This is a genomic window from bacterium, from assembly GCA_016716565.1.
GTDB lineage: Bacteria > Bacteroidota > Ignavibacteria > Ignavibacteriales > Ignavibacteriaceae > IGN2.
The window spans coordinates 1,010,604-1,025,800 of sequence record JADJWC010000001.1 but is presented as its reverse complement, the minus strand read 5'-3'; the positions used below and the strand labels follow the sequence as shown (position 1 = coordinate 1,025,800).

The window sequence follows — 15,197 nt, the reverse complement described above, 5'->3', positions numbered from 1 at the left end:
AGGTTAGAAATAAAATAATAAATTAAGCGATATAAATATCTATCTCTTCCTTAATATTTTTCAATTGAAATGCTCCTAATTTTTTGAACTCCGTACTGGTTTTCCCCTTCACCGTTAAGTAAAAGTTTTCTGATGCATAAATGGTTCCGGGTTCGGCGATCTGCTGGATTCTTGCAGCAACATTCAATGCGTCTCCTTTAAGACCGCCTTCAAATTCAATTACATCACCAACGTGAACTCCAATTCTCACTTTGATTTTCTGATGCTTCGGTTTTAATAAGTTATATTCACTGAATTTTTTCTGAATATTCAAACAGCAGTTCAGACAGTCTATGGCACTTTCAAAAGCAGCAAGGAATGCATCACCAATTATTTCAACAATTCTGCCATTAAATTTCCTAATTGAATTTTTCATTATATCATTATGATCTTGCAACAGCGTTAATGCAAGTTCTTCATCCCTGTTCATTTTTTTTGAGTAGTTTTTCATATCTGAAAACATTATAGCAAGTAGATGCTTTTGTAATTCTTCCTTTTTTTCGATGACTGTCTCTCTATCTGCTTCCAAACCGGAACGTCTGAGATTTGTTCTTATTCTGGCAAGTAGTTCTCTTGTGTCAAACGGTTTAGTAACATAATCATCGGCACCAACCTCTAGTCCGACTACTTTATCAATCTTTTCTCCTCTTGAAGTTAAAATAATTATCGGGTTCTGAAATCCTTTTTCGCGCAACATTCTGCAAACCTGGATGCCATCAATTGAAGGTAAATTAACATCAAGCAAGATAAGGTCAGGTATTTCTTTTAATGCAAGCTCATAACCCTGTTTTCCATCGTCGGATTTAATTACTTCAAAGTTTTCTTCTTTGAGAAATTCTTCGAGTCCTAACAAAATTGCAGGTTCATCTTCAACAACCAAAATTTTTTTATTCATTTGTTAATGGAAACCACAATGTGAATTTACTTCCTTTACCAACTTTGCTTTCAACTTCAATCTGTCCTTGATGTGCATCCATAATATGTTTTACAATCGCGAGTCCTAAGCCAGTTCCTTCAATCTTCTTTGTTTCCTGTGTCGTCACTCTCTTAAACGGTTCAAATATGTACTTTAAATCCTCTTCAGGAATTCCCCTGCCCTGGTCTTTTACTTCTACAAATGCTCTTTTGTCTGATAAACCTGCAGTCACTGATGTTTTACTTTCAGGGAAGGAATACTTGCTGGCATTTGTTAACAAATTTGTTATAGCTCTCTCAACTGCTTCTTCATCTGCATTGATAAATATTTTTTCTGATGGAATGCAAGATTCAACTGATTGCTTACTAATCATAAATTGATATTTCATTGACTCAATGGCTTTGCGGACGACCAAAGTAAGGTCTACTGGTTTTTGATTATAAGTCTTCATACCCTTTTCAATTCTTGCGTAGTCTAATATATTATCAATCAATCTTCTGAGCTTGTCGCTCTCCCCATCAATAACTTTCAATGAGAAATCAGCCTTTTCAGAATCAAGGTTCTTTTTATTCTGTAACTTTTCAGTAAACATTTTAATAGAAGTTAAAGGAGTTTTTAGCTCATGTGTTATTGTCTGCATAAAAAAGGATTTTAACTCGTTCAGTTCTTCAAGTCGTTTTGCTTCCAATTGTTCAAGAATTAATTCTTCCTGAAGTTTTATTCTGTCGATTGCAAGTGCAGCTGCCGCCGCAACTGTATTCAACAGGTCAATATCGTCTTTCAGAAATCTTTGACCGGATTTTTTTGCTCCAAGCACAAGAAATCCATGTATAATTCCTCCCGGGGATTTTACAGGAAAGACAAGCACCATTCCCCATCTTTTAAATACTTTTATATCAGCAGATTCAATTTTAAGTCCTGGTTCAACTCTATCATCAACAGCTACCGGAATAGATAAATCAGTTTTCAGATTTTCTGATTCAAACCTGATACTTCTGCTTTGCAGCATTTCCCAGCCTTTATTTGCGATTATCTTCACTCGTCCGGTTTCCTTGATCAGTTCAAAGAATCCGATTTTTTCAACCGGAATTAAATTATCTGTACGATTTACAATTAAATCAGCAAGTGAGTGAATATCGAAAATATTTTTTATTTCATCTAGAAACTTCTGCTGTTCTTCACGATAATCATACTCAACTCTGAAAAATTTTTTATCAACGAATTTCTGAATGGCATTCTTGACTGGCTGCAGCAAAGCTACAACTGCAAATGCCGTTATCACTGATGGGAAGGCAGGATTAATGTCGCTTACAAAAAGTGTAATCAGTGAAGAGATTCCGATGTATGTTAAAATTATTATACCAAGGATGATTGTGTAGACAACGCTCCTTCTTATAATCAGATTGATATTCATTAAGTGATATTTAACAATAGCTATACTGAAGGTTATCGGAATAGCTGTTAGAAATATCAAAACGAGAGATTCAGGAATGAGACTGTATCCAGTCAGGAAGATCGGAATAACCCAAAAAATTACGAAGCTGAGCGGACCGATAAAGAAACCTAGCAGCAGCCACTGAAGCCTTTTTCGTTCTTCAATTTCATTGGTAGATCTGTATGCGTAAATACATATCGATATTGCAATGACTATACAACTTATAAGGAATAATCGGAAGAATGAATTGAAGAAAGTGACATAATATTTTAAACTCTCAGTATTCCCACCAAGTGTTGAATCAAGAAAAAGATAGGTTAGAATAATTGTATTGATGAATGCACTTATATAAAAAAACCATAAAATATTTCGAATCCCTTTAATTTTTTCCTTAATGAATGAAGCAGTGAAATGAATAAATGATACAGGAGTAACACTATAAGCAAATAACCACAAGATTCTGTTAAAGTGACCATAACCAGACGGTTGAATATTAAAGTAGCCAGCTGTCATCACTATTACCATCCCCAGTCCGATGCTTGCCCAATGGAAGAACTGTGCGGAGTTATTACCCGGAGCTTTCAAACGAACAAAAACACCCATTCCAAAAAATGTAATTCCTACGAGGGAAATGATTATAAGATCGAAAAGAGTATAATAATTAGTAAGATGAACTGAAACGAGAGCAGAAGATCCATTCCTCTTTAATTCCAGATAGATACTTTCTCCGATTCTTTTACCATCAAGATACAGTTCTACTTCTTCCCATTTTGTAAAGGTGTGATAGTCGATACTTATGATTTCATCGCCAGGAATTATGTCTTTAATTTTATGAGAATTTTCGGAAACAATTAAGGAAGAGTTTTCGACTGAAGTTTTAAAAGGTAAGCCTGCTTTTAGAGTTATAAGATATAATCCTCCAACGCAGATAAAAAAAATCAGGATATCTGCGATTAGTAGTGAAACATCACCTAAAACAGACTGCTTCACTTGGTCAGTTTTCCTTACATTAATTTTTAAATTAAACTATCAGTGAATTAATGCGGACTTAATTAATCATTAAAAACAGAACAAAAATTGCCTCCACACAGCAAAAATAACTAAAGATTTTTAAGATATTCAACTCCACCGAGTGAGCTCATTTGTCCTAGTATCCAGCCTTGTCTTCTTAAAACATATCCTGATGGTCTTTTCACGGAAAAACGATTTGGATTTGGAATCGTTGCAGCAATTAAAGCCGCTTGACTTCTGTTCAGTTTCGAGGGAAGCTTCTTAAAATAGATCTGGCTTGCTGCGCCAACTCCGAATATCATATCTCCGGTTTCTATTATGTTGAGATACACTTCGAGAATTCTTTCTTTACTCCACAGCAGTTCAATCAAAACAGTGAAGTAAGCTTCAAAACCTTTTCTGATAAAACTTCTTCCTTCCCAGAGAAATAAATTTTTTGCAACTTGCTGAGTGATTGTGCTAGCACCTCGAAGTTTTCTTCCACGGTTGTGCTGCTCAATAGCTTTTTCAATCTGTTCAAAATCAAATCCAAAATGGTTCGGAAAATTTTGGTCTTCAGCTGCAACTACTGCAAGTGCCATCTGTTTTGCTATATCATCATAACTGAACCATTGATAGGCAATTATCTGTCTTTCTTTAAAAGTGATAACTGCTTCGATCTTTCTTTGAATCATAATTGATGAAGTGATCGGATTGAGCCATTTGAGGAGCAGCACAACAAAGATAGAAACGATAATGAAACCAAGAATAATTTTCAGAACAATTTTTGGTAATCTTCTGATGAATTGTTTAAACTTTGATTTTCTTTTTGCCATTTACATTTTGAAAATTATGGAACAGGATCATAACCGCTTCCTCCCCAGGGATGACATCTGATTATTCTTCTGAATCCCAGCCAGCTTCCTTTGAAGATACCGTACTTCTGTAATGCTTCAACTGAATAGTGAGAACAGGTTGGAGTGAACCTGCAGGATGGTGGAAATAATGGCGAAATCAGCAACTGATAAATTTTAATTAAAATGATCAACGGAATCGCTAAAATGCTTAAAATTCTTCCGATAAAACTTTTCACACTAGTATTCTGTTATAAAAAATATTCTTAATTCAAAAGGCAATGAAATCTTGCTAATTCAGTGAATAAGCGCACAATAAAAAAATAACTTTGAAATTCTCTTTAAATATAACTTAATTTGCGCCGTCAAAATTGAGACTTTAATTAAAATAAAAGAAAATATGGCAAAAAATGTTGTAATTGTTGAATCACCTGCAAAAGCCAGCACAATTGAAAAATTTCTTGGAGAAGACTTTTTAGTCACGTCCAGCTATGGACATGTTCGTGATCTAAAGAAAAAAGATAAAGGAATTGATGTAGAAAACAATTTTTCACCTCATTATATAATTCCTGAAGAAAAAAAATCTTTGGTGAAAGAGTTAAAAAAACTTGCTGATAAATCAGAGACTGTTTGGCTCGCAACTGACGAAGACCGTGAAGGCGAAGCAATCGCATGGCATCTTAAAGAAGTTTTAGAGTTACCTGAAAAAAAAATCAGACGGATTGTTTTCTCCGAGATTACTAAACCTGCAATCCTTGAAGCTGTAAAAAATCCGCGCGGTATCGATTACAATCTTGTAAACTCTCAGCAATCAAGAAGAATTTTAGATCGTCTGGTTGGTTTTGAATTATCCCCTATTCTCTGGCGTAAAGTAAAACCAAAATTATCCGCCGGAAGAGTACAATCGGTTGCAGTAAGATTAATTGTTGAGCGTGAAAGAGAAATTGATTCATTCAAAACTGAATCAAGATTTAAAGTAACTGGAACTTTTATTGTCACCGATAAGGATGGTAAAAAGACTGAGTTCAAAGCTGAGGTGCCTGATTACTTTGAGACACAGCAGGAAGCAGAAGAATTTCTCGAAAAATGTAAGATATCTGATTTTTTCATCGATAGTGTAGAGAAAAAACCTGCAAAGAAATCTCCTTCCCCACCATTTACAACTTCAACTTTACAGCAGGAAGCAAGCAGAAAGCTTCGTTTTTCAGTCGCACGAACAATGCTTGTTGCACAGAAATTATATGAAGCCGGCAAGATTACTTATATGCGAACAGATTCCGTCAATCTTTCTGATCTTGCTCTCGACGCAGCAGAACAGCAAATAAAAACTGAGTATGGAAAAAATTATCTTCATCGTAGACAGTTCAAAACGAAATCAAAGTCTGCACAGGAAGCACATGAAGCAATCCGTCCGACTGATTTCAGCAAAGAGAGTATAGCTGGTTCTCGTGAGGAAAAAGCTTTGTACGACTTGATCTGGAAACGGGCAATTGCCTCTCAGATGAGTGATGCTCAGCTCGAAAGAACCACGATGAAAATAAATGTCAGCAAAGCTGAAAAAATGTTCGTTGCAAAAGGTGAAGTAATAAAGTTTGATGGTTTTCTGAAAGTCTATTTTGAATCTAGCGATGATGAAAATGGTGAGAACGGTGAAGGCGGAATTCTTCCTGATATTTCAAAAGGTGAGAAAATTTCTTTCAACGAAATAACTGCAACACAGAGATTTACAAGACCACCGGCACGTTACACAGAAGCAAGTCTTGTAAAAAAACTTGAAGAACTTGGAATTGGAAGACCTTCGACATACGCTCCTACAATCAGCACAATTCAGAAAAGAGGTTACGTTCACAAAGAAGAGCGTGAAGGTACAGAACGTAAATATGCTGTGTTGACACTTAATCAATCAAAAAAAATAAAGAGTGAAACACAGACTGAGATTACCGGAGCGGATAAAGGAAAATTATTCCCGAACGATGTTGCGATGCTTGTGAATGATTTTCTGCTTGAACATTTTCCGCAGATAATGGATTTTCAATTTACAGCACATATCGAAGAAGAACTGGATGAAATAGCCAATGGTGAAATTGATTACCACGAAATGCTTGATGAGTTTTATCCCCCATTCAAAGAAAAGGTGATGCATACAATCGAAACTTCAGAAAGAGTATCAGGCGAAAGGATTCTTGGAAAAGATCCTGCAACAGGAAAGCAAGTATCTGTCCGTATGGCAAGATTTGGTCCAGTTGCTGCATTGAGCAATCCCGCTGATGAAAATGATAAACCGCATTATGCGGGATTGAGGAAAACTCAAAAACTTGAGAACATCACTCTTGAAGAAGCTCTTCATTTGTTTAAGCTACCGAGAGTTGTGGGAAAATATAATGATCACGAAGTTGTTGCTGCTATTGGAAGATTTGGTCCCTATGTGAGATACGATGGAAAATTTTATTCGATAAAAGGTCAGTACGATCCTCACGATATTGAAATTGACGAAGCTATTGAAGTTATTGAGGCTAAAAAGAAATCTGATGCAGAGAAATTAATCAAAACTTTCGAAGAGAATCCTGATTTTCAAATACTTAATGGAAGATGGGGACCTTATCTGAAAGCCGGTAAAGAGAATGTAAGGATTCCAAAAGATCTTGATCCAGCTTCTTTAACTTATGATGAATGTATAAAGCTGGCTGAAGAAGCTAAATCAAAGCCAAAGCGAAGAGGAAGATTCAGCAAAAGTAAATCCTGATGCGAAATGATTTAATAATAATCAGTATTTTATCAAATAAAATCTATAATCATTAATAAATAATATGCTGGCTTTTATAGAATGGAGTGTTAGTCCGGAAATTTTTCATCTCGGACCTGTATCGATCCGTTGGTACGGATTTTTATTTGCAATGGCATTCGTTGCCGGTTATATAATTATGTCCTGGGTTTTTAAGAAAGAAGGCAGATCCAGAACTGATCTTGAACAATTATCAGTGTATATGATATTTGGAACTGTAATCGGTGCAAGACTTGGACATTGTCTCTTCTATAATCCAGAATATTATCTTTCAAATCCAATCGAGATTTTGAAAGTTTGGGAGGGTGGTTTGGCAAGCCACGGCGCTGCAATCGGTATAATCATTTCACTTTATTTATTTTCAAACAAGAAAAAAAATTACCCGCTGATGTGGGTTCTTGATAGGGTTGTCATTGTAACTGCATTAGGTGGTTCGTTTATCCGGCTTGGTAATCTATTCAACTCAGAAATTATCGGAAAACCAACTGATGTCTCTTGGGCTTTCATATTCACAGTAGTGGATGACCTGCCAAGACATCCGGCACAGCTTTATGAATCAATAGCGTATCTAATAATCTTTTTGATTTTATTTTTCATCTACTATAAGGGAATTGAAAAGAACAGAAAAGGATTACTGTTCGGATCGTTTCTCGTATTTGTTTTTACTTTCAGATTTTTTGTAGAGTTTGTGAAGGAAAATCAATCCGGGTTTGAAGCCGGAATGGCTTTGAATATGGGTCAGATTTTAAGCATTCCTTTCGTGCTGTTGGGACTATTTTTTATACTCAAATCATTTAAGCAGGAAGCAAAAAAAAAGTGATCTAGTTGATCACTTTTTTTATAGCACTTTCAAATACCTCGTACGTTTGTTTACCGACTATCATTTCTTTTTGATTACCTTCTTTATCATAGATAAAAGTAGCAGGTATTGCCCCACCCCACTTTTCATTTAATGCATTTATGAAATCTTCAGGATCAATCACTTTTAAAAGATAATTTTGAAAAGAGGCTTTCTGGTTTTTTAAGAATGGGATTACTTTTGAGTCCAAATCTCCTTTCTCATCAACGCTGATTCCAACTACGCGAACTTTATTACTATAATCATTTGCCAGTTTGACCAGTTCGGGAAACTCTTCACGGCAAGGTGCGCACCATGTTGCCCAAACATTAATCAATAATGCCTGGTCATCATTTTCATTAATAATTTTTTCAAGATCTGATACATTAATAATTTCAACTTTATAAGAATCTTTTGCCTGTGAAAAAGTTATCGGACTGATTCCAACAAAAATCAAAACTACTATCATCAAATACTTTTGAACATCAAACATTTTATATCCTTTTTATTGTACAACCAAAAGCTTTTGTTTCTTTCTTTGAAACTTCCTTTCCGGATAGAATTTCATTTAAAGCATTTTCTAAATCTTTACTAACAACTTCAGATTCATCTCTTGCATTGTCTATTCGGCCGTGATACAGAACATCGAAATTTTTGTTTAACACATAAACTTCCGGCGTTACTGAGGCTTCGAACTTATCTGCTATCATATTTTTCTCATCTTTTAAAATAGTAAATGTCAATTGGTTGTCTTCTGCGTGTTCTTTGATCCTATCTACTGATTCGGCTTTGTTCGAATTAATTCCTAGGAAAGCAAAACCTTTTTCTTTGTAGTCATTAAATATTTTTTCCATTCGCGAGTTGTAATCATTCGACACAGGGCATTCTGTGGCAATAAACATTACCACGATTGCTTTGGAATCTTTATAATCGGATAAAGAATGTTCCTTGCCATTCGTATCACGAAGTTCGAAATCTTCTATCTTCCCCGGTGATGATGGAGCTGCACAGGCAGCAACTGAAATAAAATAGATTGCAACAATTGCGAAGAGTGAAATGATTTTTTTTACGAACATAAGATCTCCTTATTTTGTTTGGTTTAATTGAGGAATTGGCACAATAATGGCAATAATAAGGTGCTGATTCAAGATATTTATTAGGGTCTTTTTATTTAATTGAAAAGAAAAGCATATCAATAAGTTTCAGAAGTAAAAATTATTAAATAAGTAAAAGTGGATTATTTTAATACACTCAAGCAAATATCATTAAATTCACCATTTACGGACTAAAAATGAACATTTTAGACAAAATAAAAAATAAAACTGTAAAAGTGGGCATAGTGGGAATGGGATATGTAGGTTTACCACTTGGTCTAGCTTTCACTGAAAAAAAAATTAACGTTTTAGGTTTTGATCTGGATGAAAAGAAAGTCAAGCTTTTATCTCAAGGTAAAAGTTATATAAAGCATATTAATGGAAATAAAATCAAAGATGCTGTAAAATCAGGAAAGCTTAAAGCTACAACCGATTTTTCAAGACTTCCTGAAGTTGATGCAATTATAATTTGCGTTCCAACTCCTTTGGATGAACACCGTGAACCAGATATGTCTTACGTTTTTGATACAGCAAAAACAATTGCCAAGTATTTGAGAAAAGGTCAGCTGGTTACTCTTGAATCTACAACATATCCTGGAACTACCGATGAAATTCTGAAACCGCTTTTTGAAAATGCAACGAAGGCAGGTAAAAATAAATTCAAGGTGGGAAAAGATTTTTATCTCGCATTCAGTCCCGAACGTGAAGACCCGAACAATCCGGATTTTTCAACAGTAACAATTCCAAAGGTAGTTGGCGGCGTCACACCAACATGCCTTAAAATTGCACGGGCACTTTATGATTTGGTTATAATTAAAACTGTTCCGGTATCTTCTACAAAGGCTGCTGAATCCAGTAAGCTGCTTGAAAATATTTTCCGCTCAATAAACATTGCAATGGTAAATGAACTGAAGATGGTGTTTGATAGAATGGGTATTGATATCTGGGAAGTGATTGCAGCAGCTTCGACCAAACCTTTTGGATTTAAACCATTTTATCCGGGTCCCGGACTTGGAGGACACTGTATTCCTATTGATCCGTTCTACTTAACCTGGAAAGCAAGAGAATTTGAAGTAAACACCAAATTCATTGAACTTGCCGGGGAAATAAATACTCATCAGCCGTACTATGTTGTCGAGAGATCGATGGAGTTCCTGAATAAGTTTAAGAAAACATTAAATGGGTCGAAAGTATTGATTTTAGGTGCTGCATATAAAAAAGATATTGACGATATGAGAGAATCCCCTTCTCTAAAATTAATTGAAATTTATCGTGAGAAGGGTGCGACGGTTGAGTATTCCGATCCGTTCATTCCTGTACTTCCGAAAACCAGAAAATATGATTATAATATGAAATCAATTAAGTTGAGTAAAGAGAATCTTAGAAAATATGATCTTGTAGTTTTAAGCACTGATCACTCAACATTTGATTACAAATTTATTGCTCAACACTCAGAGCGTATAGTGGATTCCCGCAATGCGTTTGAAGCTAGAGGAATAAAATCAAAGAACATATTTAAAGCATAATTCATATAAGTAGATGAAAAATTTTGCAATTACTGGTGTAGCGGGATATATCGCTCCCAGACATCTGCAGGCAATTAAAGACACAGGTAATCAATTAGTTGCGGCTGTTGATCCGCATGATTCTGTTGGAATACTCGATAAATATTTTCCGGATGTCAGTTTTTTTACTGAGTTTGAAAGATTCGACAGACATCTCGAAAAATTAAGAAGAGAACACAGAGATCATAAAGTTGATTATCTCTCTATCTGCTCACCAAATAATTTACATGACGCACATATCAGACTTGCTTTGAGAGTTGGAGCTCATGCAATTTGTGAAAAACCTCTCGTGCTTAACCCATGGAACCTGGACGCTCTTCAAGAATTGGAAAATGAGTCATCAGCCCGAGTTTTCACTGTTTTGCAACTCCGGGTCCACCCTGTTCTTTTAGAATTGAAACAAAAACTTTCCAAAGAAAAATCAAAAAAGAAGCATGAAGTTGTATTGACTTATATTACTTCACGCGGTTTATGGTATTATTTTTCATGGAAAGGTATGGTCGAAAAATCAGGAGGTATTGCAACAAATATCGGCATTCATTTTTTTGATTTTCTAGTTTGGCTTTTTGGTGATGCGCAATCCTGTGTTTTGCATATTAAGGATAGCAAAAGAATGTCAGGATTTATTGAACTTCAGGATGCAACTGTCAAGTGGTTTCTCTCTACTGAAAGAGAAGACTTACCGGCAGAAGCTTCCAGTAAAGGTGCATCCACATTCAGATCAGTTACTGTAGATGGTGAGGAGGTACAATTTTCGGAAGGTTTTACTGATTTACATACTCGTGTGTATGAGGAAACTCTTAAAGGAAATGGTTTTGGAATTGAGGATGCAAGACCTTCAATTATCCTTGTCCAAAAACTCCGGTCAGCATCAGTAATCGAAAGCAAAGAAAACATCCATCCATTTGCTATTAAATATAAATAAACAAGGAATTGTAAATGAATTACTTTAAGCATGAATCTGCTTATGTTGATGAAAATTGCGTGATTGGTGAAGGAACAAAGATTTGGCACTTCAGTCATGTTCAGAGCGGTGCAAGGATTGGTAAAAAATGTGTGTTTGGTCAAAACGTTAATGTTGGAAATAATGTTTCTATCGGTGATTTCTGCAAGGTGCAGAATAACGTTTCGATTTATGAGGGTGTAACACTTGAAGATTATGTTTTTTGCGGACCTTCAATGGTGTTCACAAACATATTGGATCCAAAGTGCAAATATCCCCAGGTTGGCGCACAATTTTACGTAAAAACTCTTGTGAAAGAAGGTGCATCAATTGGTGCAAATGCTACTATTGTCTGCGGAATAACTCTCGGGAAAAATTGTTTGGTTGGTGCCGGTTCAGTAGTAACTAAAGATGTACCTGATTATGCACTCGTAGTAGGCATTCCGGGAAAAGTAATTGGCTGGGTATCAGAAGCAGGTAAACGATTAAGTTTTGATAACGATGGTTTTGCTTATTGTGAAAAATCTAAAAAGAAGTATCAGCTTAAGAATGGAATGGTTTCAGAAGTAAATTAATAAATGATAAATATTTATTTTTTTAACAACTGACCAATCGCATTTATAACCATATCACTTGTTATTTTCTCCATGCAAGAAACTCTTTCCGAACAGTATTTTTTATAATAACAGATACAACCTTCCGGTGACAATAATTTAATTCCTTTACCATACAGCTCAATTTCGCTCTGAGAAGTTGGGCCAAAAAGCGCGACTATTTTCTTCCCAAGTGCAGTTGCAATATGAAGTGCGAGTGTATCTGCTGTTATAATTAAATCGCACAAGTCAACAACAGCAGCAAATTCCAATAATGAATTATCGCATCCGGTATTTGTAATGTATGAGAATTCTTCTTTCAATTGCTTGATTATCTCAACTTCTTCAGGACCACCAAGCAAGAGTAAGTTATATTCTTCCTTCCCTAACTTTTCTATCAGTTCTTGCCATCTTTTAATTGGCCAGCCTTTACTTGGCCACTTTGTCCCAACACCAACATTTAATCCAATAACTGGTTTTGTTTTATTCAAACTCTTAATAAAATTTTTCGATATAATCCTTGTATTTTCTTTTTCTGATATTTGAATTAATGGAGGCTCAACAGGTAGTTCCAGTTCCAGTATTTCGTACATAATTTTCTGATAGGATTTTTGATTCGCTTTCTTCACATCATCAAATGCGCTCATTTCCAGCCACTTTTGAGCGGAAGACGATGCTGCTTCAACATACCCTTTTTTGTTCAGCACAAATCCGAATTTACTCTTTGCCGATGCATTCGCTGCTATAGCAGAACTGATTTTTGAAGTATCCAGATTTATTACGATATCGTATTCCTCTGCACCAATTCTGAAAAGAGCATCATCTTCAAACAAAATAACTTCATCAACAAGTGGGCTATACTTAAAAAGTTCTAAGGAATTTTTTCTTGTGCACCACTCAAAATAACTGTCCGGATATTTTTTCTTTAGAGGTTTAAGAATTGAAGTTGTTCGAAGAACATCTCCAACAGCATCAAGCTTGATGATTAATATTTTAGATTTTATAGGCTGATAAAAATTACAATTATCACACTTTACTCCCTGTTCTTTGTGAGGATCGCAGGGTCTGTCACCTTTGAAATGCCGGCAATCTGTTTTGAGAATCATATGGTTATGCGAAAGAAGGATTATTATTTTAAATGCTTATTAAATCATTTTATTTTTTATTGATCTTTAAGTGTTAAAATACTAATATACATTGTAATGATAGAATTGAGTAAATAAAAAAGGCTGCTTAATAGCAGCCTTAACAATTTTAAATATTGTTTATGAAGCCTAATCCCAATCGCTTGAGCACACAACAGCATGTGCGATTATATAAATTCCACCACTCAGACCTGTACCAATTTTATATTGGCCTGGAGCAACAGTCGGTTTACCTTTTTTATCTCTAGGTACTGGTGTATACCCTGCATAGAAATGAGTCTCTTCAGTTGAGAAACCAGGTTCGAAATCATATGTGAATGTAACTGTTCCATTAGCGTAGACAGCGGTTACATCCCCTACATATGTTCCCTTTGTAATATCACACTGCCCTGCAGCAGCGTAAACCGGAAATGTATATGTGCCAGGTGCTGGCAGATAAATACTCCAACCCCAATTACCAAAGCCTAAATCTATGAAGCAGGTACCATCCTCCTCATCAAACGCATAGGCGGTTTCACATTCTACCTGGGGTACATATTGAACGTCAAATTTAAGTAAAGCTAACTTTTCATATCCATTAACAACACCATTGTACAAATATACTGCATTACAAAAATTAAGGTCGGGATATAACTCATTAAGTTCTGTATCTGCTATATCAGCTATATCCTCGTAGGATTCATCATCAAATGTTATCCTTATAAATGGTGGATTTGTACCTTCTTTGCTATCAAATCTCTCCAGATTTGTGCCTGCACTGGTAAGAAGAATTCCGAAATTATCATATGTTCCATCTACCCATTTATAATATATTCCTGATATATCTGTTATTATCCAATCATTATTAACATCAGTTACAAACGATCCTTCAGGTCCGGGGTGGAGAGTTGGTTGAGTATTATAAGTAACTATACATTCAGCCCAATCGGAGCTAACTGCATAGATATTTACAGTTTGTAAATTAGCATTCGTATTGAAAATATGTAACCTTACTGAAGTTACAGCTTTTGATAATCGGCCACCATCAATACTTTCATTTGGATTAACTGGTGCCTCGTTACAGCCAGTAATGAAAATTACGGACAGCAAAAGTCCTGAAAAGATGAGAGATTTTATGAGCTTCATTTTAGCCCTCCATATTGTATAAATGTGTGAAATAGTTGAGTTAAATACAACCCTAGTTATGTAGCTACGAAAATAAATTATTCATTCACTCATTCAAATTTAATTCCAAGATTAATATGAATTTTCTTAGCGCTATAAAATCTATCAAACTCAAAATGAGACTGTTTATAAATAATTATCTTTTTAAAACATTCCATTACAAAACTAAACTTAGTATAATCGTCTTTTAACCATATTTGGCGTAAAAGCCATTGTTGCCAAACAATTACTCATTTTATTATCAGAATTATATACTTAGAAATTTTGCTTGCGGTTCGTTAATTAATACTTGCCTTTCACAGTTATTTTGATTTAGTTTGTTTCAGATAATAAACAAATAATGTAATGATAATTCTACTTCTTAAATTTCAAATCAAAAAATGGAGGGCAAAATGGAATTACGATTAAGGGCTTTTGGGTTATCTTTTGGGATTCTTTTCGGATTAACAATGCTATTGATGACATGGTTTTTCGTCAGCCAAGGACTATCGGATGAATATTTTTCAAAATTACAGGTGCTATTCATCGGTTACAGCATGAGCTGGGGTGGCGGCCTGATTGGATTTATTTGGGGTTTTATTCTGGGATTCATTGGAGGTGTATTAATTGCCTGGTTGTATAACAAGTTTAGCAAGATGTTATATAAAAATGAATAAAACACTGAGCTGAAATTTGAGTTGACCTAGAAAAGGGTTTATCAAATCTATTCAACTCTAGAATCATTATTTTTTCATTTTTATCTGGCTTTAATAATTCGACTTTTTACTCGTTTTCATTGTAATATTACTAATTAAACATAGTTTTACACATTGCAAATGAGAAATTTAAGATCGGGTGAT

At 35.0% G+C, this 15,197-nt stretch carries 14 protein-coding genes; 6 read left to right on the top strand and 8 right to left on the bottom strand.

Annotated elements, in window-relative coordinates:
- Positions 1-22: 22 nt before the first annotated feature.
- From IPM14_04395 to yidD, 4 genes are all read right to left on the bottom strand, one after another.
- Positions 23-934 carry a response regulator gene (locus IPM14_04395; protein MBK9097360.1) on the bottom strand — a complete coding sequence of 304 codons (912 nt, stop codon included), beginning with the start codon at positions 932-934 and terminating at the stop codon, positions 23-25.
- The gene (locus IPM14_04390) at positions 927-3,380 is read right to left on the bottom strand and encodes a hypothetical protein (GenBank protein ID MBK9097359.1); all 2,454 of its coding nucleotides are present in this window, start codon (positions 3,378-3,380) and stop codon (positions 927-929) included. Before IPM14_04390 ends, IPM14_04395 begins: the two co-directional genes overlap by 8 nt.
- A gap of 110 nt (positions 3,381-3,490) precedes the next feature.
- The gene (mtgA, locus tag IPM14_04385) at positions 3,491-4,216 is read right to left on the bottom strand and encodes a monofunctional biosynthetic peptidoglycan transglycosylase (protein ID MBK9097358.1); all 726 of its coding nucleotides are present in this window, start codon (positions 4,214-4,216) and stop codon (positions 3,491-3,493) included.
- 14 nt (positions 4,217-4,230) lie between these two features.
- Complete coding sequence (gene yidD, locus IPM14_04380) at positions 4,231-4,443, bottom strand: membrane protein insertion efficiency factor YidD (protein MBK9097357.1); 213 nt, start codon at positions 4,441-4,443, stop codon at positions 4,231-4,233.
- A 191-nt stretch (positions 4,444-4,634) separates the two neighbouring features.
- Between yidD and topA the strand changes: the two genes are divergently transcribed.
- Together topA and lgt are read left to right on the top strand one after the other, a co-directional pair.
- Complete coding sequence (topA, locus tag IPM14_04375) at positions 4,635-6,977, top strand: type I DNA topoisomerase (protein MBK9097356.1); 2,343 nt, start codon at positions 4,635-4,637, stop codon at positions 6,975-6,977.
- Between the two features lie 64 nt (positions 6,978-7,041).
- Positions 7,042-7,836, top strand: a complete 795-nt coding sequence (gene lgt / locus IPM14_04370) for a prolipoprotein diacylglyceryl transferase (GenBank protein ID MBK9097355.1) — start codon at positions 7,042-7,044, stop codon at positions 7,834-7,836.
- Between the two features lies 1 nt (position 7,837).
- On the opposite strand, the gene IPM14_04365 is transcribed toward lgt, so the two are convergent.
- Positions 7,838-8,347: a TlpA family protein disulfide reductase gene (locus tag IPM14_04365; protein ID MBK9097354.1), complete on the bottom strand. Its 510-nt coding sequence runs from the start codon at positions 8,345-8,347 to the stop codon at positions 7,838-7,840.
- A gap of 1 nt (position 8,348) precedes the next feature.
- A complete protein-coding gene (locus IPM14_04360; GenBank protein ID MBK9097353.1) occupies positions 8,349-8,930 on the bottom strand; it encodes a thioredoxin family protein in 582 nt (193 codons plus the stop codon).
- 215 nt (positions 8,931-9,145) lie between these two features.
- Between IPM14_04360 and IPM14_04355 the strand changes: the two genes are divergently transcribed.
- From IPM14_04355 to IPM14_04345, 3 genes are read left to right on the top strand one after another with little or no spacing between them, the layout of a single operon-like run.
- Positions 9,146-10,474 carry a nucleotide sugar dehydrogenase gene (locus IPM14_04355; GenBank protein ID MBK9097352.1) on the top strand — a complete coding sequence of 443 codons (1,329 nt, stop codon included), beginning with the start codon at positions 9,146-9,148 and terminating at the stop codon, positions 10,472-10,474.
- A gap of 13 nt (positions 10,475-10,487) precedes the next feature.
- A complete protein-coding gene (locus IPM14_04350) occupies positions 10,488-11,438 on the top strand; it encodes a Gfo/Idh/MocA family oxidoreductase (GenBank protein ID MBK9097351.1) in 951 nt (316 codons plus the stop codon).
- Between the two features lie 14 nt (positions 11,439-11,452).
- A complete protein-coding gene (locus tag IPM14_04345) occupies positions 11,453-12,031 on the top strand; it encodes an N-acetyltransferase (GenBank protein MBK9097350.1) in 579 nt (192 codons plus the stop codon).
- Positions 12,032-12,045: 14 nt separating this feature from the next.
- On the opposite strand, the gene IPM14_04340 is transcribed toward IPM14_04345, so the two are convergent.
- Entirely contained in the window at positions 12,046-13,155 is a 1,110-nt protein-coding gene (locus tag IPM14_04340) for a glycosyltransferase family 9 protein (GenBank protein MBK9097349.1), read from the bottom strand.
- Between the two features lie 168 nt (positions 13,156-13,323).
- Entirely contained in the window at positions 13,324-14,319 is a 996-nt protein-coding gene (locus tag IPM14_04335; protein ID MBK9097348.1) for a DNRLRE domain-containing protein, read from the bottom strand.
- Positions 14,320-14,750: 431 nt separating this feature from the next.
- Between IPM14_04335 and IPM14_04330 the strand changes: the two genes are divergently transcribed.
- Positions 14,751-15,014: a hypothetical protein gene (locus IPM14_04330; GenBank protein MBK9097347.1), complete on the top strand. Its 264-nt coding sequence runs from the start codon at positions 14,751-14,753 to the stop codon at positions 15,012-15,014.
- Positions 15,015-15,197 lie beyond the last annotated feature (183 nt).